The organism is Limnothrix sp. CMB-01 (genome assembly GCF_055193175.1).
In genome coordinates this window covers 3185621-3210063 of the sequence record NZ_CM143720.1, presented here as the reverse complement: position 1 = coordinate 3210063, position 24443 = coordinate 3185621, and the positions used below count along the sequence as shown (strand labels likewise).

At 55.8% G+C, this 24443-nt stretch carries 19 protein-coding genes and 1 tRNA gene; 11 read left to right on the top strand and 9 right to left on the bottom strand.

All coding sequences use genetic code 11. From position 1 onward, the window contains the following. Positions 1–136: 136 nt before the first annotated feature. From ACZA91_RS13370 to ACZA91_RS13355, 4 genes are all read left to right on the top strand, one after another. The gene (locus tag ACZA91_RS13370; RefSeq protein ID WP_190532023.1) at positions 137–892 is read left to right on the top strand and encodes an RNA methyltransferase; all 756 of its coding nucleotides are present in this window, start codon (positions 137–139) and stop codon (positions 890–892) included. Positions 893–927: 35 nt separating this feature from the next. Then, positions 928–2202 (top strand): serine hydrolase, encoded by a 1275-nt coding sequence (locus tag ACZA91_RS13365; protein WP_463182678.1) that lies wholly within the window; start codon positions 928–930, stop codon positions 2200–2202. A 111-nt stretch (positions 2203–2313) separates the two neighbouring features. Continuing rightward, positions 2314–3504 carry a GUN4 domain-containing protein gene (locus ACZA91_RS13360; RefSeq protein WP_463182676.1) on the top strand — a complete coding sequence of 397 codons (1191 nt, stop codon included), beginning with the start codon at positions 2314–2316 and terminating at the stop codon, positions 3502–3504. Positions 3505–4139: 635 nt separating this feature from the next. Then, positions 4140–4628: a hypothetical protein gene (locus ACZA91_RS13355; protein ID WP_463182673.1), complete on the top strand. Its 489-nt coding sequence runs from the start codon at positions 4140–4142 to the stop codon at positions 4626–4628. Between the two features lie 125 nt (positions 4629–4753). Here ACZA91_RS13355 and ACZA91_RS13350 read toward each other — a convergent pair whose 3' ends face one another. Further along, positions 4754–6133 (bottom strand): cobyrinate a,c-diamide synthase, encoded by a 1380-nt coding sequence (locus ACZA91_RS13350; RefSeq protein ID WP_463182670.1) that lies wholly within the window; start codon positions 6131–6133, stop codon positions 4754–4756. 100 nt (positions 6134–6233) lie between these two features. On the opposite strand from ACZA91_RS13350, the gene rsmG reads away from it, so the two are divergent. After that, positions 6234–6938: a 16S rRNA (guanine(527)-N(7))-methyltransferase RsmG gene (gene rsmG / locus ACZA91_RS13345; RefSeq protein ID WP_463182667.1), complete on the top strand. Its 705-nt coding sequence runs from the start codon at positions 6234–6236 to the stop codon at positions 6936–6938. After that, the gene (locus tag ACZA91_RS13340; protein ID WP_463182664.1) at positions 6931–7056 is read left to right on the top strand and encodes a hypothetical protein; all 126 of its coding nucleotides are present in this window, start codon (positions 6931–6933) and stop codon (positions 7054–7056) included. The genes rsmG and ACZA91_RS13340 overlap by 8 nt, the downstream gene beginning before the upstream one ends. Positions 7057–7115: 59 nt before the next feature. On the opposite strand, the gene ACZA91_RS13335 is transcribed toward ACZA91_RS13340, so the two are convergent. The 3 genes from ACZA91_RS13335 to ACZA91_RS13325 form a co-directional block, all read right to left on the bottom strand. Further along, positions 7116–7877, bottom strand: coding sequence for a hypothetical protein (locus tag ACZA91_RS13335; RefSeq protein ID WP_463182661.1), 762 nt, complete (start codon positions 7875–7877; stop codon positions 7116–7118). A 62-nt stretch (positions 7878–7939) separates the two neighbouring features. Next, on the bottom strand, positions 7940–8335 hold the full coding sequence (locus tag ACZA91_RS13330; RefSeq protein WP_463182659.1) for a hypothetical protein: 396 nt from the start codon (positions 8333–8335) through the stop codon (positions 7940–7942). Beyond that, on the bottom strand, positions 8328–8885 hold the full coding sequence (locus ACZA91_RS13325) for a Panacea domain-containing protein (protein ID WP_463182657.1): 558 nt from the start codon (positions 8883–8885) through the stop codon (positions 8328–8330). The genes ACZA91_RS13330 and ACZA91_RS13325 overlap by 8 nt, the downstream gene beginning before the upstream one ends. Before the next feature lie 514 nt (positions 8886–9399). Here ACZA91_RS13325 and ligA point away from each other — a divergent pair. Then, positions 9400–11490, top strand: coding sequence for an NAD-dependent DNA ligase LigA (ligA, locus tag ACZA91_RS13320; protein ID WP_463182654.1), 2091 nt, complete (start codon positions 9400–9402; stop codon positions 11488–11490). A 145-nt stretch (positions 11491–11635) separates the two neighbouring features. Beyond that, entirely contained in the window at positions 11636–12511 is an 876-nt protein-coding gene (locus ACZA91_RS13315; protein ID WP_190532041.1) for a DUF4230 domain-containing protein, read from the top strand. A gap of 168 nt (positions 12512–12679) precedes the next feature. On the opposite strand, the gene ACZA91_RS13310 is transcribed toward ACZA91_RS13315, so the two are convergent. From ACZA91_RS13310 to ACZA91_RS13290, 5 genes are all read right to left on the bottom strand, one after another. Then, positions 12680–14200 (bottom strand): class I SAM-dependent methyltransferase, encoded by a 1521-nt coding sequence (locus tag ACZA91_RS13310; RefSeq protein ID WP_463182649.1) that lies wholly within the window; start codon positions 14198–14200, stop codon positions 12680–12682. 317 nt (positions 14201–14517) lie between these two features. Then, a complete protein-coding gene (locus ACZA91_RS13305; RefSeq protein WP_463182646.1) occupies positions 14518–16773 on the bottom strand; it encodes a GAF domain-containing protein in 2256 nt (751 codons plus the stop codon). Positions 16774–17264: 491 nt separating this feature from the next. After that, positions 17265–19172 carry an ATP-binding protein gene (locus ACZA91_RS13300; RefSeq protein WP_463182643.1) on the bottom strand — a complete coding sequence of 636 codons (1908 nt, stop codon included), beginning with the start codon at positions 19170–19172 and terminating at the stop codon, positions 17265–17267. A 260-nt stretch (positions 19173–19432) separates the two neighbouring features. After that, the gene (locus ACZA91_RS13295) at positions 19433–20314 is read right to left on the bottom strand and encodes a shikimate dehydrogenase (protein WP_463186441.1); all 882 of its coding nucleotides are present in this window, start codon (positions 20312–20314) and stop codon (positions 19433–19435) included. Between the two features lie 241 nt (positions 20315–20555). Continuing rightward, positions 20556–21389 carry a class I SAM-dependent methyltransferase gene (locus tag ACZA91_RS13290; RefSeq protein ID WP_190356005.1) on the bottom strand — a complete coding sequence of 278 codons (834 nt, stop codon included), beginning with the start codon at positions 21387–21389 and terminating at the stop codon, positions 20556–20558. A 254-nt stretch (positions 21390–21643) separates the two neighbouring features. Between ACZA91_RS13290 and ACZA91_RS13285 the strand changes: the two genes are divergently transcribed. From ACZA91_RS13285 to ACZA91_RS13275, 3 genes are all read left to right on the top strand, one after another. Further along, entirely contained in the window at positions 21644–23674 is a 2031-nt protein-coding gene (locus ACZA91_RS13285) for a ribonuclease catalytic domain-containing protein (RefSeq protein ID WP_463182637.1), read from the top strand. 218 nt (positions 23675–23892) lie between these two features. Beyond that, positions 23893–23966 (top strand) — tRNA-Pro (locus ACZA91_RS13280). Positions 23967–24159: 193 nt separating this feature from the next. Further along, positions 24160–24297 carry a hypothetical protein gene (locus ACZA91_RS13275; RefSeq protein ID WP_190532047.1) on the top strand — a complete coding sequence of 46 codons (138 nt, stop codon included), beginning with the start codon at positions 24160–24162 and terminating at the stop codon, positions 24295–24297. Positions 24298–24443 lie beyond the last annotated feature (146 nt).

Genomic DNA, 24443 nt, shown 5'->3' with positions numbered 1-24443 from the left:
GTGAGGAGAAAAAGGAAAAAGGAAAAAGGAAAAAGGGAGAAGGAAAAAGGAAAATTTGGGCTAGCCGTTCTATTTCTCTGTGTTTTTTCTCTGTGTTTTTTGCCTTTTGCCTTTTGATTTTTACCTTTCTTGAACCATGTCTTTAACGATCGTGCTGGTGGAACCGGCCGGGCCGCTGAATGTGGGTTCCGTCGCGCGGGTGATGAAGAATTTTGGGTTGCGGCGGCTGGTATTGGTGAATCCCCAATGCGATCGATTGGGGCGCGAAGCCCTGCAAATGGCCATCCACGCACGGGATTTGCTGGAGGAAGCAATCGAGGTGGCCAGCTTGCCCGAGGCCCTGGCCGGGTGCGATCGGGTTGGAGCCACGATCGGGCGAGATTGGGATTCTCCTGTGCCGGTGCGGGAACCAGCGGCGGCCTTGCCTTGGTTGCGGGCCGGGCGATCGGCGGCGTTGGTCTTTGGGCGGGAAGATCGGGGCTTGACCAACGACGAGCTGAAATATGCCCAACAACTCATCCGCATTCCCACCAGCGATGACTATCCCTCCATGAACTTGGCCCAAGCGGTGGCGGTTTGTGCCTATGAGTGGGCCCGCCCAACCCCAGAAACCAGCCCTGGCCCCGAGGTTGCTCTTCACCCCCAAGTGGCCCCCGGGCCGATCGCCCTGGCCCCCTTTGAGCAAGTGGAGCATTTCCATCAAGATTTGGCAGATTTGTTGTTGCGATCGGGCTTCTTATATCCCCACACGGCCAGCAGTCGCATGGAAAAATTGCGGCGAATCTTGCAGCGGGCAAATCCTTCCCAAAATGATGTGGCGCTGTTGTGGGGAGCCATTAAGCAACTGAATTGGGCGATCGACCATTTGCCGCGCCCCAACTCTGGCCAGTAAAATGCCAGCCATCCCGATCTTGAGATTGGCTCGGGATGGCCGCCAAATTTTGGGCTGAAACCGAACTTGCCATGCCCCAACCGCCCGATCGCCCTCGCCCTTTGCCCGCCCCTCGGCCCCTGGCTGCTGTGCCCCCGCCGCCCGGTGCGCGTCGTTCCCGTGCTCGGCCTCCCGCTCACCAAAATTGGTTGCAAAGTACGGTCGATCGGCTGACCCGGCCCACCACCCCGGAACCGGGCCAGGCCAACGGGCGATCGCCCCGGCCCCGCCCAACGGCCCCAGACCGGCCGCCCACTCGCCGCAGCAAGGGCGACCCCCTGTGGTTACAGGCTTTGCGCACCTTGATTGTGGGGGCTGGTTTAGGGGCGATCGTGGGCACGGTGTTGATGGCCTTTGACCCGGCCATGCGCCAAACGGCTTCCCCCGCTGGCACACAGATTAACCAAGTGGTGCGCCAAGGCCAAAAGCAACTGGCCAGCCCCGCGTTGCCGCCGCCGGGATCCGCCTTTCGCCAGCCGATCGCCTCATTGAGCGATCAGTTTCAAAAAATTGCCGCTCGCTATCCCAGCCTAATTCTTCATGCGGCTGCCTTGGATTTGGATACGGGAGATTTTGCCGCCTGGAACGATAATCGATCAGTCGCCGCCGCCAGCACGATTAAAGTGCCGATCCTAGTGGCCTTTTTTCAGGATGTGGATGCGGGCAAAATTCGCCTTGATGAAATGCTGACCATGGAGGCGCGGTTTGTGGCTCCCGAGGCGGGCACGATGCAATATCAAAAACCGGGCCAAAAATTCTCCGCGATCGACACCGCCCGCCAAATGATCGTGATCAGCGACAACACCGCCACCAACATGATCATGGCCCGCACGGGCGGCTCCGGCCCCCTGAACCAGCGGTTTCAATCCTGGGGGCTACAGGGCACAAGTATCCGCGACTTGCTGCCGGATATTACCGGCTTGAACCGCACCACCGCTCGGGACTTGGTGCAATTAACGGCATTGATTAACCGGGGCGAATTGGTTTCCATGCGATCGCGCGATCGACTGTTGAGCATCATGCGCGGCACGGCGGCCAACAGCCTGCTACCGAAGGGCATTGGTAAAGGTGGCGAGGTGGCCCACAAAACCGGCACATTGGCCAAGCTGTTGGCAGACACAGGCTTGGTAGACACCCCCAACGGCCGTCGCTACGGAATTGCCGTGTTGGCAGAACGGGCCCCCAACGATTCCAAGGCCGCCGAAGCCATCCGCGACTATTCCCGCGCCGCTTATAACCACTTCAGCAACCTGCCCCCGATCGCCCGTTAATGGCGATCAACTTCAGGAAGCGTCCATTGCTCCTGAGTCCAGCGCTAACGGAACGGATAACAGGGATAGCGAACCCAATTGCTTGCCATTCCGTCATTTTGTGATTCCGTTATGTTGAAACTCGCGCTTTTCCAGCGATGGGGCCATGCTTTCACCCTGGCTCTCATGGCCACCGCCACCCACCCGATCGCGGCGCAGGCCAACGCAAGCCCAACCAACGCGATTCCCGTCACGACAATCCAAACCAGCACGGCTCAAGCCAGTACGACTCAAGCCATTACAGCTCAATCCAATACAACCCAAACCAATACAACCCAGGCCAGCCCAACCCGCCTCACCTGCGAAACCATGGCGACTTGGGGATCCAACACCACCTTGACCTATCAGGTGGCGGGGCCAGTAGCGGGAGCCGAATCTTCTGGCACAACCCCCCTCACCCTCACGGTATTGGCACAAACCCGCAACGGGCATCTGCAAACCCTGATCCGAAACGCCGTGGTTCAGGATTATCGGCAATTGGCTCCCGATGCGGACTTTTCCCGCTTGCCCTTTGATGGTGAGTTTCGCGCGCAACCCAATAATGGCGATCGGCTCTATGGCACACCCGCCTCGGCCCATGGGCTTTACGTCAGCTTGCGACCCACGGCCGGCCAGCCCAAACAAATCCAGATTGTGCATTACTTCGGAGCTGGCAAATTTGCCCGATCGACCATTGGGACTTGCCAAACCGAAACCCCAGCCACCGACGCAGAGGCTCGCCAACTGATTGCCCAACTCCAAACCCACCTGCAAGCCCAAAACTGGGTCGAGGCTGATCGCCTCACGCGCCGCCTGTTGGCCCCCGAATCTGCCACCATGCCACCGGCTGGCCCCGCCTTAACTGACCCGGCCCTGATTCGCGAAATTGACCAAGCCTGGCTCACGGCCAGCAACGGCCGCTTCGGTCTCAGCGTGCAGTTGCGGCTCTGGCAAGCAGCCACCATTGCCCATCCCACCAACCTGGAAGCGGCCGTGAACAACTTCCGCGATCGCGTCGGTTGGAAAATCGCCGCCCCCCGCACCGAACAGGACTTCATCAGCAGCGATTGGCGCAACGAGTCGGAATTAAACCGCTCCCTGCAAAGTCCCGTGGGTCACTTGCCCTGGGCCGGCGTTTCCGACCAAGTGGTGCAGCGGATTGCCGTTCCGCCGCCAGGAGTCCATTGCGGCAGTTGCAGCATTGATGCGATTCAGCTTCGCCATGATCGGTTTTATACCTACATTCCCCGCCTGATGATGCGTTTAAAGTTCGCCTTGGGCTAATCCTCAGTCCGTCAGTTTCGGTTCAGTTCAGCGATCTAGTCAACGTCCCTTCAGGATCGATCGCAGCTTGGGATCAGTGAGTCCTTGCGACGAAAGCGCATCATCTTAATGACAGCCCTATCGATAGCAAGCCTTGGCCTCAATGGACGTTGACTTCGATCGAGATTTGCCATTTCAGCAATCAAAATTTTAGCTAAAGACATATGTTCATGCATTCAAATTCACGAAATCATCAATCAATTGCTTGATTTTTATCGATATAGATTCCAAACCAAATTTTAGTTTAAATTTTTCTCAGATTTATTTTGAATTATTTCCTCAAGGTCATTGTTTATACAAGCAAGCGGTCTAATTTGGTATCAATTGATCACAGCGGTAATACTTCTAACAGATCAATTCAGCCTTGAAACGATGGCAGGGATTGCAAAAATCAATTTTTCTTGATAGTTTCGTCAAGGCAGCAAAATACACTATCAAGCAATCATGAGTCAGCATGGTTTTTTGTCTTCTTAAAGCAATCAGTATTGAATCTGAATTTCAAGAAGCCAAAAACTGGGGGGAATGCAAACTGATTCACGAGGTTGGTCTACTTAGTGTTGCAATTTCCCTCTTTATTGGTTGCGGAGCAAAAGTTCATGACTGAGCGCAAAACATCACCCAAAAAATTGCCCCAGTATGTGACTGACTTGGAAGCAATTTATGGTGGCCCTATTCAGACAATTCCTGGCGACGCTGTTTTCTATGAGGTTTTGAAGCCCGAAGATGACATCAACCATGCAGCAATGAAGAAGTACAAGTACTTCATCGGTAAGGACTGGCGTAAAGCCTATCGAGATGCATGGAAAATGGTCTACTCACGATCAATGGATGCACCCCGTGCAATTATTTCAGAGCTACGATCCTTGACTGATTCCGATCGTGATTTGTCTGGTTCCGTGGTTTTAGAACGTTTCTTCGGTGATTCGGAGGCAAATCAACAGGTCTTAGTTGCTGTTTTTGACGACCCAAAGGTTATTGAACTGACAATCCATAAGATGGGCGATGGGGATGTCATCTCAGGAGCAGTGATCGCCGGCCGCCGTGCCAATGGTGAAGCAACATTTTTGCTCACGATATCCGACTAGTCATCGTCAATTGGTGCTCAGATTAGCCCTAGCACTTAGGGACTAGCCCACTATCAATCCAATGACGATTAGCCCGATCGAACCCTTGAGAGTCGATCGGGTTTTTGGGTCTGAAAACTTGCCTTTCAATGCATGGCAGCAGGGACGCGATCGAGCCAGGCGGTCATCACTTGGGGATTGCTGGCGAAATGCAAATGTACATAGCTACCCAGGACGGAACCGACGCAATAGCCTTCCGTGAGCCGATCGCCCCGAGAGGTCAAGAGGTCATAGCATTGGGCGATCGCCCCGGCCGCTTCGGGGTTTGCCACTTCCGAGTAGTGAAACCGATGGCCACGAATGGTTTCTCCTGAGGGCAAAGGGCCGCCAGGAGCGATCGTTGCTTCCACGTAACCCAGCTTGGGGCGGCGGGTCATTTGGATTTGCAGCGGTAATAAACCCAAGAGCGATCGCCCCGTGCCATCGGCCAGGGTCAGGCGATCGCACAGATAGATAAAACCGCCACATTCCCCATAGATTGGTTTGCCGGCCGCGGCCATTTGGCGAATGGCCGTTAAACAATCGGTGTTGTTGGCAAGCTGATCTAGGTATAGCTCCGGGTAGCCACCCCCCAGATAGAGCGCGTCACAATCGGCGGGCGGCCGATCGACCAAGGGCGAAAATTCCACCAACTCCGCCCCTCGATCGCGCAGAAAATCTAAATTGGCTTCGTAATAAAAACAAAAGGCCCGATCGCGTGCGATCCCGATTTTGCGGGGTGATCGACGACTGACGGCAATTGGGGCGATCGGCGCGCGTGGTTCAGGCTTCGGGGTTGGTTGCTCCCGTTGCAACCGTTGCCAGAGCTGATCCAAGTCCAGATGGGCTTCCAGCAAATCCGCCAGCCGATCGATATATCCCTCCCCCAACTGATCCTCATCGGCCATTTTGAGTCCCAAGTGGCGGCGATCGATCAATGCGGCCTCATCCCGGGGCACACCGCCCAAAATGGGCATCCGCACGCGATCGCGAGCAGCCCCCGCAATCCGATCCAAATGTGCTCCGCTGCCCACCCGGTTGCAAATTGCACCCAAAAACCGCAAATCCGGGTCAAAGGTTTCATAGCCCCAGATCAGGGCCGCCCCGCTACGCGACAGGCCCCGACCATCCAACACCAACACCACAGGCGCGTTCAACCACTTGGCCAGCTCGGCCGTGCTGCCCGCCTCTTGATCACCATAACCATCAAACAACCCCATGGCTCCTTCAATCACCGCCACATCGGCTCCGGCCACGGCGCGATCGAACAGCGCTTGGTTTGTTGCCTTAGGAAGCATCCAACCATCCAAATTATGGGACGGGCGACCCGTGGCCCGACGGTGATGGCCCGGGTCAATGAAATCGGGCCCCACTTTGAACGGCTGCACCACCCACCCGCGCCGTGTCCAGGCTCGCATCAGGGCGATCGCCACTGAAGTTTTGCCCACTCCACTGTGGGTTCCCGCCACCACTACCGTTGGAATCATGCTGCGATCGCACTCTAAGGAATACGTAAGGAACACATTAGGAATACGTTAACGGGGCCAGATTGCGCTTAAATTGCCTAGCAGCTTGCTCCCCATGGCCATGACCCTTCCCACAGCGCCCGCCTTACCGAACCCGATCGACCTTTGGCAGTCAACCCTGCAATGGCAGCCCGACACAGCCACCCAAGCCCAATTTCAGCGGCTCTATGAGGCGATCTTGGCGGGTAACCAGCGGATGAACTTAACCCGCATTACGGAACCATTGGACTTTTGGGAAAAGCATCTTTGGGATTCGCTGCGGGGTCTATTTTCACCGATTTTGCAACCAATACTGGCCCAGCGGGCCTCGCAAGCCATCACCGTGGCCGATTTGGGAACAGGGGGCGGCTTTCCAGGGCTGCCGGGCGCGATCGCCTTTCCGCAATGGCAATGGTTGCTGATGGATAGCACGCGCAAAAAGATTCAGTTTGTGGCGGAGGCGATCGCGGAATTGGAGTTGGGCAATGTACAAACCGCGTGCGATCGAGCAGAGCAGTTCGTGCGGCGACCGGGCCCCAAACCAAATTTTCACCTAGTGACCTTGCGGGCCGTGGGTGCAGCGGATCTTTGCGCCAGCTACGCCCTGCCGATGTTGGCCCCGCGAGGTGTTGCGATTTTGTACCGAGGTCGCTGGAGCGCCGAGGAGGAAGCCAGCCTGCAAGATCCCCTCAGCCATTGGGGCGCAAAAATTTTGGGTGTAGATGCCTTTAAAACCCCAATTACTGAGGGCGATCGCCACTGCATCTATTTGCAAAAAATTGACTAGTTTCCCTCGCCCGATCGCCCGTCAGTTTTTGGAAAAGCAGCAAACGGGCGATCGGGTAACTTGCCCCAAAAACATGAAACCCCGATCACCACTAAAAACAGACATGATCATCATTTAAAAACCACCGCAAAGTCACAACAACCAAGCACTGATTTTTCAGAACTTCAGCATCAATACCTAGGGACTCTTCGGCGTAATAGCCGGAGTTGACAAGGTGTTAATAGGCTTAGGAACGTCCGACAGTTGACCAGGATTAAAGCCCAGTTGAATCAAACTAATCGACATTAGCTTTTTGTCAACATAATGAATGAATAATTCTGGTTTTTCCTCAACACCGCGCGTGTTTTGCCGGGTTGCCAAATAACTCAGCAGCTCATTTCTGAGGCTTAAGCAAGATAAATAAATGGCGTGGCTATTTTTGATGTTTTCTTCCTGCTTAAAAGTCAAAGACAAATTACCGTAAAAAAGAACCACCCCCGAAGAAACTACAAAAATATTGATAACAGCGTTATTGACTTCGCCCCAACCTTCTTTACTAATAAAAAATGGACAAATAACAGCGATCGCCCCCAACGTACACATCATCGCCAGCGAAATATAATACTGTTTATAGAAAAAGCCCATAATTGAAGCATTGCGATCGATCAAGACTTCAACATCCTGAAGTTGAAAAATTAATCTTGATTTCACAGAGGGCTTCGGCTTTAGCCATGCTGTTTGTAAAGCAATTTGTTCCTTAGTGAGCTTTTGGGGTGCAGTAATCCATTTTTGCTCCCATTGGCTACTCACGAGCAACAAAACATAATAAGCAATCCCAACCAAGCTCAAGAGCACCAGAACCAAAACAATATGGCCCAGGAATGTGGGCTGGCGCTTTTGGCCATTCATGATCGCCCAAGCAAGCCAACTAGGAATTTGGGGGGAAACAGGCTCTTCCATGTCCAAAAACTTTAGCCTCTTTATTGGCTAGGGATCAAGGTAGATGGGTTGTTTCATCTGATTTATTTCTGATTTAAGAATGTTTTTAAAGCAGTCTTGAATTGATTGGAAAGTCGTTTTGAAATCAGACCACCATTCTGAATTCTAGACACAATTTCATCTGAAAAAATACACTTAGGGACTCGGCTACCAGGCTTAATCACCCTAGATAATTCTTCTAGACTCCATGCACGAGCATATTGGTAAGCAACAACAGATTCTCGGTTAATAAAACCGGGTAAACCTGGAGTCCCAGGATCAAGGATACAGGTTGTTTCGGAGCTGGCTCTACGAGTTGTCACATTCACAAATAAGTATCGACCATCGCCGATCAAAGCAATTGCAATGTACAGATGCTCTCCATTGGGTGGTGTATCAATTAGGCAAGCATGTCCAATTTCAATAACCAGATCAGCCATGCCAAGCCCCATTGAGGTATGCTTCGCGAGCAGCCTCTTCCGCAATCGCTTGGATCTCTAAGTCCGTTTTTCCAAGGTAATGAAGAACATCATTCACCGCAATTGGAATCATCGAGCCGTGGGGATTTTTCCATTCTGGTAAACCATGTGTCCAGTCAGCAACTTCAAAGGGATTGATATGTCCAAATTTTTGGTAGACCTCCTCTAAAATTTCTTCTTCAGCTTCGCAAAGATGTTGTTTGCCCGGATCATTTCGCAAATAAACTTGCTTCTTAGGGCAGGACGCAATTGATACTGACCAAAGCGCCAGAGCGTTACCAACTGTCTTGCCCTTAATTAAATCGTAAACACAACTAAGAACCGGCCCATAATCCATAGAAACATAGCAGTCGCCAGTAATGGGCTGTTCCATCCGTTCCAAGGCAACTCGATCGGCAATATAAAGCATTTTCAGCAACCCTAAATACTTCATAGGGCCGCCATGTAGCTTCAGAAGAATTGCTGCTGCTTCAACGGCTTTTTCTGGCGAGAATTGAAATTGAATAGTCATGACTCTCCTCGCATAATGATCAGACTAGAATATTGGCATTCAGAAGATAGCGATTCACGATCCTGCCCACTCATCCCGAATTCGTTGTTGATAAATTAAGGGATCTTCAGAAAGGGATAGTACGCCGCGATATTGGCTTAAATCAGTCGGTAGTTTTAGGGGCTTCTGATCGATTTCTATTGTAGATAATGCGGATTTGGGAAGGCTTGCAGGCCAGAGCAGCGATCGCACGATCGCCCATAACAATCGCCATCGATCTTTTGCTGAGAGCTGAAGCGTTTGATCGCGCAATTCGAGCCAAGTCATGATCCGCGTCCTTGAAGCGGGGGACTACCTCGGATCGTAGCTGAAAAATTTGCAACAAAAATCCCCCAGCCGGGGCCGGGGGAACATCGTCAGGGTGCATCTACCTGACCATTACTAGCGATCGCCCCGTGCGCCATCCGGAAGGTTCTTGCATTCCCGGCCGGAATAGGGACAATGGCATCGAGATCGATCGCCCCATTGCTGTCCCATGCCCGCCCCCGCTGACTTGGCCCGCCGCGCCGACCAACTGCGCCAAAAACTCCAGGAAGCCAGCTACGCCTACTACGTGCTGGACAATCCCGTGATGGAAGACGCGGTGTACGATCGCCTCTACCGGGAACTGGAGCAACTGGAAACCGAATATCCCGAGCTGGTTTCACCCGACAGCCCCACCCAGCGCGTGGGCGATCGCCCGGCGGAGCGGTTCCAAACGGTGCAACACGCGATCGCCCTCTACAGCTTGGAAAACGCCTTTGATTTGGCGGAGTTGCGAGCTTGGGAGGATCGCTGGCAAAAGGTGGCCGGAACCGGGGAGCGATCGCCCGTTCTGGAGGAATTGCCCCTGTTTCAGACGGCGAACCCGGCTCGCTATGTGTGCGAACTGAAGATCGATGGCTCGGCGATCGCCCTCACCTATGAAAACGGGCTGCTGGTGCGCGGGGCCACGCGGGGTGATGGGATCGCGGGCGAGGAGATTACCCAAAACATCAAGACGATTCGATCGATCCCGTTGCGGTTGAATGCGGTCAATCCGCCAGCCCGGTTGGAAATTCGCGGGGAGGCGTTTTTGCCCCTCAGCAGCTTTGAGCAAATCAATCGCGATCGGGCGGCGGCGGGTGAGGCCCTGTTTGCGAATCCTCGGAATGCGGCGGCGGGAACCCTGCGCCAACTGGATTCGCGGATTGTGGCGGAACGGAAGCTGGACTTTTTTGCCTACACGCTCCAGTGGCCGGAGGAGCTGGCCTGGCCCGATCGCCCCCGCAGCCATTGGGAGTCCCTGGAACAGTTGGCGGCTTGGGGCTTTCGGGTGAATCCGAACCGCGATCGCTGCGCTGACCTGGCGGCCGTTTGGGACTATTGCCAACGGTGGGATCAAGCGCGGCACGACTTGCCCTACATGACCGATGGGGCGGTGATTAAGCTCGATGATTTGGCCCTGCAAACGGCGGTGGGCTTCACCAACAAATTTCCGCGCTGGGCGATCGCCTACAAATACCCGGCGGAGGAAGCGCCCTCGCAGTTGCTGGCGGTGACGTTCCAGGTGGGGCGGACGGGGGCGATTACCCCGGTGGCGGAGCTGGAGCCGGTGCAGTTGGCGGGAACCACCGTGGCTCGGGCGACGCTGCACAACCGCGATCGACTGCTGGAGTTGGATTTGCACCTGGGTGACACGGTGGTGATTCGCAAGGCGGGGGAAATTATTCCCGAGGTGTTGCGGGTGTTGCCGGAGCTGCGGCCCGATGGCGCGACGCGGGTGCAAATGCCCAGCCATTGCCCGGCCTGTGGCGAGGCGGTGGTGCAGCCGATCGATGAGGCCGTGACGCGCTGCATCAATACCTCTTGTCCGGCGATCGTCCGGGGCAGCCTGCGCCATTGGGCTAGTCGCGATGCGTTGGATATTGACGGGCTGGGGGAAAAGTTGGTGGAGCAGTTGAGCGAGGCGGGCTTGGTCAAGTCCGTGGCGGATTTGTACGGGCTGACGATCGAACCGTTGCTGACCCTGGAGCGGATGGGGCAAAAGTCGGCGGAGAAACTGGTGAGCGCGATCGCCCGATCGACCGATCAGCCCTGGGCGCGGGTGCTGTATGGCCTGGGGATTCGGCATATCGGATCGAGCAATGCCAAGCTGCTGGCGGCCCAGTTTCGATCGGTGGAAGCCCTGGCCGCGGCCACCGAAGAGGAGTTGACAGCGGTGAACGGGATTGGCTTGGAGATTGCTAAGTCGATTCGGGAGTGGTTCGGGTCGGCGGCCAATCGATCGCTGGTCGATCGGCTGCGATCGGCGGGGTTGTCCTTGGTGGCATCCAACCCGGATCCGGATCAGGCGATCGCCCCGCCAACCAACGCGGCCATCAGCGGCAAGACCTTTGTGCTGACCGGAACTCTACCCACCCTGACTCGTCCAGAAGCGAAGGAGCTGATCGAGCGATCGGGTGGCAAAGTCACCGGCTCCGTCAGCAAAAAAACCGATTATGTGGTGGTGGGCGAGGAGGCTGGCTCCAAACTGGACAAGGCGCAATCCCTGGGATTGGTCTGTATTTCAGAAGCTGAGTTGCTAGAATTGCTGGCAATGGCTTAGTTCAACATTTCAAGCTTTAACTGCACCAGACCACCGCACCAGACCACCGCACCAGACCAGGGGCTTAAGCCCCTTGCCCCCGGCGATTGCTGTGGCCCCTGACTCCCCAAACGTCTTCGTCCGATTCTCTCTCCAGGCTTTGTTTATGAAGGTCGATCAACGTCCCCCCAGCGCTCAGCCCACCCAAGCTCCCCAGCCGATCGCCCCGTCGCGGCAACCGGGGTTATGGCGGCAACTCAGCAATAATTTCGCCCTGATGGCGACCGGGGGACTGGTGGCAATCGTGGCCACGTCGGCGGCGGGGATTGGCAACTGGGGCAAGGGGATTAGCGACTTTGTGGCGGCTCCCTTCAACACACCGCAGCCACCGGCCAAGGCCGATGTGCGATCGCTGACGATCGACCAAATTCGCGGGGCCAGCGAACTGACCACCACGGTGTTTTCGATGGAGGCGATCGTCCCGGCCCAGCGCGATCGGGTGTTGGGGCAATTCGTCGTCGGTTCCACCAAGCTGCTCTACATCGCCTACGGGGAAATCAGCGCCGGCATTGACTTCAACAAACTGAAACCGGAAGACGTGCGCCAAGGAGCCGATGGCAAGCTAGAAATTCGGTTGCCGGCCCCGGAAATTCTCGATCGCAAAATCGATGTGGGTCGATCGCGCGTCTATGACTACGATCGGGGCTTTTTGGGTCTCGGCCCCGACTCGGGCCCCGAACTGATGGCCCGGGCCCAAGAGGCAGCGCTCGATCGGGTCACGGAATCCGCCTGCCAACGGGGTTTGCTCAATGAGGCAAACAAACGCGCTGTGATGGTGGTCAGCCAAATGTTGGCCCCGACCCAAGCGGGCTTGCCCAAGGGAGCCAAGCCAGTGACGATCATTCCCCAGGAGCCGGATCCCGCCGCCTGCCCGATCGCCAAACCCATTAACCCACCAGCGATCAACCCACCAGCGACCAATCCCCCGGCCACCGACCCCAACGGGGCCGCCGACCAGCCCGCCGCTCCGGCCCAATCCTAGTAGCGCGACAGGCTTTTTCTAGTCAATCAATTCGACTGTTCCTGTTACCTGATCGTTAGGCAACAAGGGGCTTAAGCCCCTTGTTTCTGTAACTGACTCCGCAACTTTGACCCACCGAATTAAGCCTGTCGCACTACTAGAGAATGTCTGATTGGAAAAACAAGAACTCTACAAAATTTGGAGGGATTTTAGCCAGGGTCCAGTTTGGGATTGAAATTGCTCCCAAGAGGTTTTCAGAAGCTGCAAATTTTCTGCATCACTCTCAACGGTTTCGCCGTTTTTCTGCAGCTTTAGCCCCATCCGTTTGTAGGTTTCAAAGGCTAATTCGGGGCCCGGTGTTTTGCGCCACATGGACTCTAAAAACAACAGAATTGTTTGATCAACCGCAATGCCACTGCCAACTAGCGGCGCGGCCAATAGTTGAATTTTATTTTCCGTGAGGGCGCGCCGAGCAATCGCCCGGTTGAACCGATGACAGGTTTCGCGGGTCGCCTTGACGGCAGCTTGGGGAACCACGGGCATCGCCCACCCCCCATCCACCGCGATCGCCAAGGAAAGGTGCAAGTCGCGCCAAGCCAGTTTGGGTAATTGTTGAGCCAGCTCAGCCATGGTGTGGGGGCGATCGCTCAAGCCAGCAATGATGGTTTTGAAGGGTTCCGCATCCAGATGTACCGTTGCCACTGGGCAGGGATATTCCTTGGGGATTTGGGGCGATCGCAGCGTGAGGGCGAAGGTTTGCTGATCCAAGCGATCGCGCTGGGCCAAAGAGGCGAGGGGCACGGTTCCGCGCCCAAAAATATCCCGTCGAAATGATTGGTTGGTATAAACGTCCCGCAAGGTTTCCCGCAGCACGGGATCCTCAATGGTTTGCAGGGTTTGCAACTGGTTAGGCTGCAATCGAAAGTGTTCCATTTGGTCGCCCAAGTGGGCCGAAACCAAAAAGCTGGCCTTGGCTTCATCCAGCAGTTCCACCACTTCTCGATGGAACAGCGGGTTGAAGTGACGATTGCAATATTCATGCACCAAGTAGTTACGAGACATGGTGGAAATTTGCTGGAGCCGATCGAGCGCGGCTGGCTGAGATTTGAAATAAATCGCCTCCTGTTCAGCAATAGCTTTGGCAAAATTCAGAGCCAGATCAAATCGTTTGGTAATTTGCCCCGATTGGGAGAGCACCTGCGCTTGAATTAGCTCTCGCATTCCCAAAAATGCAGACCAACCGGGCATGGCGTTGTAGCTGAGATAAACTACGCCACCAACTTTTAGTTTTTTGCGGATAAAGTTAACGATTTGCTGTCGGTTTTCGGGCGAAATCCAAGAAAAAACGCCATGGAGCGTGATGAAATCAAAGTCCGGCAATTCTGCCCGATCGGCAAAGTCCTGGAAGGAGTCATCAAAAAAATGGATGTTTTTGAGGCCAATTTCGCGGGCTAAGGTTTGGGCATGGACAATGTGGCTGGGGTTGAAATCCGTGGCATAAAAATCCCCTTGCGGATTGGCAGCCGCCAGCAGATTGGTGGTGTTGCCCTGTCCACAGCCCAATTCGCAGTAGGTGAAGGCGCGATCAAGCGGGGGAGCCTGAAGCCCCTTGCACAACAACACGTAATTGAGGTGTGTGGGGGCTAATTCCCGATAAAACCCATGGGTGTAGTCCACTTCGGCCACATAGCCCTCTGTCCAACTTTGCATAGTCGCCTACTTCATCTACACAGTAACCAACAGCGATCGGGGGGCTGCTTCCCAACAGTTGAGTTGCGGGGCCCACTTCCTATCCCTGGCCATCCTCAAAGCAGCCCGCAATTCCGGACAATTACACCGGTTACAAACGGTTCGATCACCCAGTGATCTCAACCAGTGATCTCAACCAGCGATCTCAACTAGTAATCCCAACCAGCGATCTCAACTAGCGATCTCAATTAATAATCCACCGGGCAAATCTTCGACCGTCCTGAATGCATCACCGCGTCATTAATCACCACGTCATCACCAGGGCGATCGACCTGAAGTTAGCGATCGGGTTCTGGCGGCAACACGGCCACCCGCATAAACCGCAACCCATTGGCCCCCTGGAGCGATTCCACCTCGCCGCTCTCGCGCTTGGAACCAATCATGCCCTCGCGTTCCAAGTAGCGTAAATATTCCTGATATTCGTGGCCCTCATCCTCCGTGGCATAGACCACCGTGAGGCAGCCGGGCTGGGTAATTCGTTCTCCTGTGATCGCATCGCGGGCCTTGTCGATCCGCTTTTTGACAATTTCATAGCGCGTGTCGCGGGTTCCTCGCACATCAAACAGCTTCTCAGTGTTTTCATCATGCAGAATATCCACCGTGGAACCCTGCACCAACACAAGATGCGTCAAGCGTAATTGGTCACTAAGGGTGCGCTCAATTTCAAAACCCATCCGCGCACAGGCACAGACAGCCCGCAGTTGCTCATATCGCAGGCTGCGGAGGTGGAAGCTGGTGAAGTCGGGATAGATGGAGCTACCGGCATAGATCATGTGATCAATGCCGTCGGTGGATTCAATGTCGCAGTAGTGGGGGGCGATCGACTGCATTTTGCTTTGGCAGCGATCCCAGGTTTCCCGCATCCGCCGATTAATTTCGCTCACCAAGTGGTCATATTCAGCGCGGGCTTCGTAGACGGCCCCGTGGGGATTGTCGCAAGCTTGGCGATAGGCGGTGACGGCGGCGGCGGTGGCTGGATCCAATCCGGCCAGATAGTCCAAGTCGTCTTCAATGTTTTCCCGCAGGTATTGGGCCCCGCGCACTTCCGCTTCCACGGTCACGCCGCCTTCAAGGTTGTGGATATATTCCTGCAAGTCCAAGCGCAGTTGCCGCAACAGGGGCAGGTCTTTGGCCGCGCAAGCACAATCGAGAATGGCCAGGGCTTGCCGAAACTGGCACAGCAAATCCGTTTGAATGGCTCGATCGCGCGCGAGGGATGAACCGCGAATGTCGGAGATGCCATAGAGCGGATAAACATTTTCAAAGGCGATCGGCTGGGGTGGCAGGCCCCAACTGCGCCGCTCTGCCTCCTGCAAAAATTTCCATTCCACGGCCGGGTGGATGTTGCTGAAGTGGGACTGGCCGGCCTGGCGCAAGGCCACGGCCAAGGAAGGTTGCAGCAGTTCCGCTCGATTGATGTCCAACAGGTCAAAGTTATCGGGCAGACGACTGGCCACCCCCACTAACCCCATCAACAAGGGGGGACGATCGCCCGCCTTATCCCGCAGCAACAGGGGAATCAACAGCAGCGATCGGGCCCCGCGATCACGCAAATCCTGTTCGAGGGGGGTGACGGCCTGGGTGGCCAAATCCCGAACGATCGTCACCCGCTCCAACTGCATGGCCGCCAAGCAGGGCGATTCGCGCAAGTCCCCCAGGTCATAGCCCCGGACGGTGCGCAGCCGTGCCTCATTCCCCAGGGTTAATTGCAGCCGATCGCCATCGGTGCGCAACACAAAGGTGGCATCACCGGAAAAGAGCGATCGCATGGATTGCCCCACTTCCCGGAATTTTTCCGGTTGCAAGATGGAATGGCCATTCAGCAACAGGCGACCCAACCGGCGTAATTGCTCCCGCGCGGTCACATCCCAGCCTTCCAACAACAGTTGCCCCTTGAATTGGCACCATTCCAACTGAAACGCGCTTTCAAAGGAGGGCAAGGAAGTGGAGGCTTCCATGAGGGTTTGCACATCGGGGGCGATCGACTCGAACACCAAGGCCCCCGGCCGCATCCACAATTCCAACCAGCGATCGGCCACTTGCACCAACTTCGGCGCATTCAGCAACCGCCGAATTCGGCTGTCCTTGGGGTGGCGATCGAGCAACAGGCGGTAGGCCACCTGTCGCCGCAGCCAATCGCGCAAAACTTCAGCCTCTAATCCTGGCAACAAATCCGCGAGCGATCGGCCAACGGCCACCAAACCCCGCACTGACTCTTGACGACCGGCTAGCTTCACCGCCTGACAAAATGCCGCATTGGCCATGTCCACTTCAAAGCTGTCCGGCTGCACCACCGCAAGCAACACTTGGCTATGGGTCACAACATCCACCATCGTTTCGCTGGCAGTCGATAACAGGCGCTCAATGGGGGAATTCTGATCAATGGCGGAGTCGGTGGCGGAATCAATGGCGGCAGCAGCATCGGTCGTGGTGCTGCCTAAGTCCGCAGGGGGTTGCACTTCGATCGGCAGAATGGATTGGCCCGCCTCAAGGATTCTGAGGGTGGTTGCTGAAGGGGTACTGGATTCTGACATTGTTGATTAACCCTAACTCTCCGAAACATCCCCGACAAATAAACGGTTTTGAAAGACTGGGTTAAGGACGGCCAAGACCGAATCAACTGAATCAATAGAACCAACGGGACTGATCAACATGCTGGGGCAAGGGGCGCTACTGTGGAAACCCGGCCCGCGTTCGCCCATTGGCCAAGAACGTTGCCTCAGTCACCGAATTGACTGATCTCGGTTAATGAATCGCTGATCGCGGGTGGCTAATCATGAGTCGCCCATCTCAAGTTGCTCATCTCAATCACCAATCGCCGATCGTCAACTCATCCATGAACCGTGATTTAACCCATGTGATGCACCAACCCTGATTGCGCAAGCCCGATGCTGATCATCCATCAGCAATCAGCCCAACAGACTTGCTTCGGCCCAAGAAAAGATTCCTGACGATTTGATCCTAGCTTTCAGGGTTCTGGACTGGGGAGTCTTTTCTTGAGTTTTGATGAGTTTTGCGATCGCCCCTAGGTTGTTAAGGGTGCTGGATCAACGGCCGAAGACTCGGCCAGGGCCGGCCGTTGCTCGATCGGGATGGTGATCACAAATGTGGCTCCCTGGCCCGGCTCCGTCACACATTCCAGCGATCCCTTGTGGCGATCGGCCACCACCTGATAGGAAATGGACAGCCCCATCCCCGTTCCCTTGCCCACGGGCTTTGTTGTGAAAAAGGCATCAAAAATCTTGGATTGGGCCGCCGTGGCAATTCCCGGGCCGTTGTCGGTAATTCGGATTTGGAGCTGATTGGGGTCAAGCAGAGCCGTGGCGATCGTAATTTGTGGATCCAATGTGCCAGACTCTTCCAACGCATCGATCGCATTCACCAACAGGTTCATAAACACCTGATTGAGCTGACCCGCATAGCATTCCACCGAAGGCATGGCCGGATCGTATTCGCGGTGGATGAGGATGGCCGGCTGGGTGTCGCTGCCCTTCAAGCGATGGTTCAAAATCGTCAGGGTGCTGTCAATGCCTTCGTGGATGTCCACCCGCTTCAGATCCGATTCATCCAACCGGGAAAAAATCCGCAACGATTGCACGATGCCGCAAATGCGCTCGGAACCAATTTCCATGGATTTCAGGAGTTGCGGCAAGTCGTCTTCCAGAAATTCCAGGTCGATCGCCTCGGCATAGGCCGTCAAGGTGGGGGACAGTTCCGGTTGCTCCTGGTGCAATAACTCTAAAAAACCCAACAGGCCATGGATGTAGTCTTTTGCATGGCCCAAATTGCCGTAAATGAAGTTGATCGGGTTGTTGATTTCGTGGGCCACGCCGGCCACCAACTGCCCCAGGCTGGACATTTTTTCGGACTGCACAACCTGCACCTGCGCCTTTTGCACCTGTTCCAAAGCTTTGGACAGTTCGGCGGTGCGTTCCAGCACCCGTTGCTCCAGTTGTTCCGCCAGGCTTTGCAGTTTGGCTTCGGCCAGTTGTCGATCGAGAATTTCTTCTCGCAGCAGGCGGTTGGTTTCGCGAGTTTGGGCGATCGCCACCCGCAGCCGCATGGGTTGGCGCACCAGCAGGAAGGTCAACACCGTGCCCAGGGCGATCGCCACCACTTCGCCCACCCGCAACCAGAGCATGGAAGTGGACACCACTGTCCAACCTTGGGCGGGCACGGCGGCCAGTTGCCAGCGCCCCGTAAGCAACGGAATTTCTAGAATCACCGGGTCGCGATCGAACACGGTGGCCGACCCAAACAGCAACCGCCCCACCCCATTGGCCCCATGCTCATAGATGGCGTATTCCGTGCTGTTGTCGTTGTTGAGCAAGTCCGCATCCGCCAGCAGGGCCAGCTCATCAAAGATCACAACCACCATGCCCAACAGGGGCGATCGACTGGAGCAGCGCCCATCGCAAACGGGGATGTAGCCCAAATAGCGTGCCCGGTTGGTGTAGGGCTGAGGTAATCGGGAAATGAGACCACTGGGAATCAGGCGTTTAAACCGCTGTTGTTGTTGGCGGTAGTCATCCAAAACGGCTTGGGTTTCCGTGTTTGGCGGATAGGTCAGAATTTGCAGTTTTTGGGGATCATTCAGGGCCGGCGGCTGACCGGGCTGGGCCGATCGCACCAACAAGACCGCAATCACGCCCTGTTGCTGCTGCATGAGCGATCGAACAAAGGCGCTGAATTGCCCTTGGGACAGAGGCCCCGCGTTCAGCTCGTAGGGAACAATGCCTTGGGCCGTTTGAATGCGAGCGTTCAGGGCCGACTCCAGCCGGGCCCGCTTGGCGCTCAAGCGAGACAGGAGGTTGGAGCGGGCTTCTCCAACAAATCGATCGCGGGCGATATCATCCACCACCCAAGCTGCAACGGAGGACAACAGGGTGAAGGCAGCAGCGGCCAATGCGGGCACGATTGTCGATCGATTCATCAACAAAACTTCTGGGTCTGAAACCCCGCCCTTTTAGGGCGGCTTTGTACTACAACTGAACACATACCGAGGGACATCCGGGAATTTAAGCCTGTGGAGCAAACATAAGACCGAGAAACCTTTGGGGTGGAGGCAGTTGCTAAGAAGCAGGAATCTAAGTCGCGAGGCTTAGAGAATCCCCGTTCCTTTAGGGCGGGGAGTATGTCAATCAGAATTGCAGACCCTTGGGGGAGGTCTCAAAAGGGCTACTCAACAACTGGTCAAGATCCGGGGGCCAAAAATGCCTCCACTGCCGATCGCATCACGGCCACCGGGGCCGGCTGACCCAACCAGCGGGACAGGGCCACCGCCCCTTGTTGCACCAACATTTCCAACCCATCAATCGTCTGCAAGCCCCGATCGCCCGCCATTTGCAAAAAGCGCGTGGGACGAGGCGTGTAAATCAAATCGTAGGCAATGCTGCTGGGGGGCAACAGGGCCAATTGGGTAATCGAAAGGGGCGAGTCGGCCGCCAAGGGATGCATTCCCACGGGAGTCGAGTTCACCAGCAAATCGGTGGCCGGCAGCACCCGATCGAGGTCTGACCACACCAGCGTTTCTAGGGCGATCGCCAAGGGGTTTGGCGGCCCAAAGTGCTGTTGCAGGGCCGCCAGTTTTTGGGGGTCGCGCCCGGCCACCACCACCCGATCGCACCCCAACAGCTTGGCTCCAGCAATCACGGCCCGAGCCGCGCCCCCCGTGCCCAACACCAGGGCCGTGGCCCCCTGCCAATGGGCACGCAACGCCTTGAGCGGGGCCACAAAGCCGTCCACGTCGGTGTTGGTTCCGGCCCAGCCCCGATCGGTTCGCCACAGGGTGTTGACGGCCCCGACCGATCGAGCCACATCGGAAATCTCTGCCAACAGGGGCATCACCGCCTGCTTATGGGGAATGGTGACGCTCAGACCCAACACCTCCACGGCCGCAAAGCCATCCATCGCCTTAGTCAAGTCTGCGGGCTTGACCGGAAAAGCCACATAAACCGCATCGGCCCCCAAACTGGCGATCGCCTGGTTATGCATCACTGGCGAGAGGGAATGACCAATGGGATCCCCAATTACGCCGAGCAATCGCGTTTTACCGGTAATGGGCGATCGATTCATATTTGAAGACACGTTTTCAAAATCTCCTGTCTCAAGGACTAATGGACTAATGAACTAATAGATTGATGAACTAGATGGACTACTGGATTGACGAACTAATGGATTATGGATTGATGAACTGAACCATTGATGAACTGAGAAGTTTGCTTGCAGGCTTAAATTCTTGCAGGCTTAAATTTTTGCAGGCTTAAACACTTGCAAGCTTCAAGGCTTCAAGACTTCAAAGCTGCACACCCAAGATTTACCAACGATCGAACTGCAAAATCCAATAGTTGAGCGCCCGCAGACGGCTGACCACCTCGACCGCCAAGGTTTGCACCATCGCCGACGGATCGAACCATTGATTATCAACCGCCATCGATCGAAAGCAACTATAGGTTGGCAAAGTTTCCACCGTGATATCCCGAGCCTGGGTGAGCCGGAATCCCGTTTCTTGGGCCAGGTTTCGATAGGAATTGAGGGTATAGCTCAAGTCAAACCCACCATAAAACCCGGTACTATCCAAAGGAGATTTGAGATTAGGCAACAGCGCTAACAAATCACTGGGCAAAAAGTCTGAAATAGCCAGTTGACCACCCGGCTTCAGAACACGGCGCACCTCTTGGAAAAATCGCTGTCGATCGGGAAAGTGAAAAATACATTCCACCGCCAACACCACATCAAAAGACGCATCCGGAAAAGGCAGCTCGATCGCGTTAGCCTCCACCCATTCAATGGTGTTGTTATTTTGCGGAGTCACCCACTGTTTCGCCCGATCGAGCTGGCGCGGGTCAATGTTCACCCCCGTCAGTTGCAGGTTTGAAAATTGTTGATTCAGGCTGGCGATCGTGCCGCCAAACCCGCAGCCCACATCCAGCACCTTGGCCCCATTTTGAATCCGCGTTGTGCCATACACCTCACGGGTGAGCTGCTCGGCCGCTTCATCAAAGGCGGCGGGACTGATTTGGGCCCGATCGGGATCGGCCCAATAGCCCCAATGGACGTGGCGGCGGAAGGCCGTTTGCACAGCGGGCGATCGATCCAGCAAGCCCAACAAAGCATCGAAGTAGGGCAGATTAACCGTTGAGGTAGCCATAGATTTTCAGCGACTGACCGCGAGGTGATTACAGCGAGGGTGACAGCAATGGCAAAACTCAACATTGAAACTCAACGTTGGAGCCACAAGCGATTGAAGGCAATTGAAAGCAATTGTATGTGTCCATTCAACCTAACCCACCGGTTGATTAACGCTCTGAATTCCGGCCGACAACCTCTCCCGGGCGATCGGTTCGCGGGCCCAGTCAATCCCCTACACTAAGAGCCGAACTGTGCAGGCTTGGTGTCGAGTCTATGGACAAAGGAACGCTGGTTGAATTGCGACTCGATGACGAGCGGGTGTTGGCCACAATCGATCGCCCAGAAGGCAAAAAACTCTTCATCGCGATCGGCGAGCAGGGCAAAAACTACAAGATCCGTCCCCAGGATGTGACCTACACCGTTGGGGGTGGGTTTCAGCCCGCCGACATTGCTGCCTTTCGAGCCGCCACAGCGCCTTACTTTGACCCCGACAGTTTGGAAGTGGCTTGGGAACTGCTGTGCGAGGAAGACAACCGCGCCGTGGATGCCAAGGAACTGAGCCTCATTCTTTTTTCGGAAGCTTCGCCGGTCACTTGTTACGCTGCTCACCGGATGCTGAGCGAGGATAAGCTATTTTTTAAGCAGAAGGGCGATCGCTACGAACCTCGACCCGCTAGCCAAGTCTCAGAAATGCGCCGCCAACAGGAGCTGACCCGGCAGCGAGAACAGGAGCAGCAGGCCTTTTGCGAGTGGGTTCAATCGGCCATCAGCAACCCGGGCGATCGCCCCGAAATTCCCGACGATTCCCCATTTCGTCAGCGCCTTGAATTACTGGAACGGTATGCCGTCCAAGGCGATGAAATGACCAATCGATCGGCTGCGTTAGACTTACTCGCAAAGCTCGATCGCCCGACCACCGAACGCGGTGCATTTGATCTGCTTGTGGCCCTGGGCCTGTGGAGTCCCCACGAAAATTTGCACTTGCGGCGATCGCAACTGCCCACCCGTTTTTCTGCCAAGGTGCTTGATGTGGCCCGTGCGTACCTCGAATCCCCACCCCCCGATCTGGATCGCGATCGGCTCGACCTCGTTCACCTCAAAACCTACACGATCGACGACGAAAGCACCCGTGAAATTGACGACGGCCTCAGCCTGGAATTCCTCAGCGATGGCACCGAGCGCATTTGGGTACACATTGCCGATCCCACCCGCTGGCTAGAACCCGGAAACGAGCTAGACCTCGAAGCCCGCCGCCGCGCCACCACCGTCTATTTGCCCACCGGCCCCGTGCCCATGTTTCCGCACGAGCTGGCCACCGGCCCCATGAGCCTCGTGCAAGGTCGGCAATGCTGTGCCCTCAGCTTCGGCATCGTCCTTAACGAAAATGGCTCCGTCGCGGACTACCAAATTCGCGCCAGTCACGTCAAACCCACCTACCGCCTCACCTACGACGACGTGGACGAAATGCTCGATTTGGGCATCACCGACGAACCACAACTCACAGCCCTGGCCAAGTGGGCCAAGCGCCGCGAAAGCTGGCGGGCCAGCCAAGGGGCAATCCGCATTGAAATGCCCGAAACCTCGATCGCCGTCAAGGATGACGAAATTGAAATCCGTGTCCTGGGCGATTCCACCGCACGGGGGCTGGTGGCAGAAATGATGATTCTGGCGGGGGAAGTGGCCGCCCGCTACGGCCAAGAACATAGCCTGCCCATGCCCTTCCGCAGCCAACCCCAACCGGAACTTCCCCCCGCAGAAGAATTGATGCTGTTGCCAGCGGGCCCCGTGCGCGCCTGTGCCATCCGCCGCTGTATGCCCCGCAGCGAAATGAGCACCACGCCCGCCCGCCACTCCAGTCTCGCCCTGGATACCTACACCCAAATCACATCACCCATTCGCCGCTACACCGATCTCTTGGGTCACTTTCAAATTAAGGCGCACCTGCGAGGCGAAACCCTGCCCTTTTCGATTAACGAAATGCAGGAGTTGGTGCAAGGGGTGAGTTCCACGGCCTATGAAGCGACTTTGGTGGAGCGCCAAACCACACGCTACTGGACTTTGGAATATTTACGACGCAACCGCGGCCCTTGGCAAACACTGATGTTGCGGTGGTTGCGCGAGGATGATGGGCTGGCGGCGGTGCTGCTGGAGGATTTGGGGGTGGAGCTGGCAACGCGGTTCCATCGCGATCTGTCGCCGGGCGATCGCCTCTGGTTGGAGGTGAGCCATGCGGATCCGCGCCAAGATTCCATTCAGTTTCGGGAAACGGCGGTGGATGGAGCACTGGCCGAATCGGTTTTGTAGCTCGGGGGCTGAGCTGAGCAAGACGAGTGATCAAAACAGGTCTGGCAAGAGGAAACTGGTCAAACCAGGCGCGCAAGAAAATGGCGCACAAGAAAATGGCGCGAGAAAAATCAAAAAATTCCTCATCCAGTTGCGTGCAAATGGCTCACCATCCCCTATAATTCTGAAGGTCAAATTTCGCGCCGGTCAAATCACTGGCTCGATCGCGGAATCTGCCTCGGGATGTAGCGCAGCTTGGTAGCGCACCTCGTTCGGGTCGAGGGGGCCGCTGGTTCGAATCCAGTCATCCCGATTGTATTTCCCAATTCACTGCTATCCAGGGTTCGCAACGCTGGATTCTCCTTCATTCTGCCTCCATAGAAACTACTGGTGCTTTCGGCGGCCCAACTGCCGATCGCCCTAGTTTTTCCATGGCTCGAACTAGCGGCTCGAACTGATGGTTTAAATTTTGGTGAGGGGGCCTCTAGCGTTGGCTCTCCTTGGCCTTGGGTTACCCCTGCCCGATCGCCCAATCCCCCGAGTTGGCAAGGTGGGTTCTGCCTGGCGATCGCCCCAGTGAACTCCCCAAACGGGCAGCCCCCTGGCCCGTGGAGCCACCCACCATCACCCAGCAATTGAGTTAAATTATCCCTGTATTACTGACCCCGAGGATCACCCTGGCAACAAACCAGAGGAAATGCTCCAGGACGGCTCCTAGCCATCTTTCATCATCAACCACTCGTCCCGTTCTGCACCAGAACTGGCCATGGCCTGCATGATCAGCCCGTTG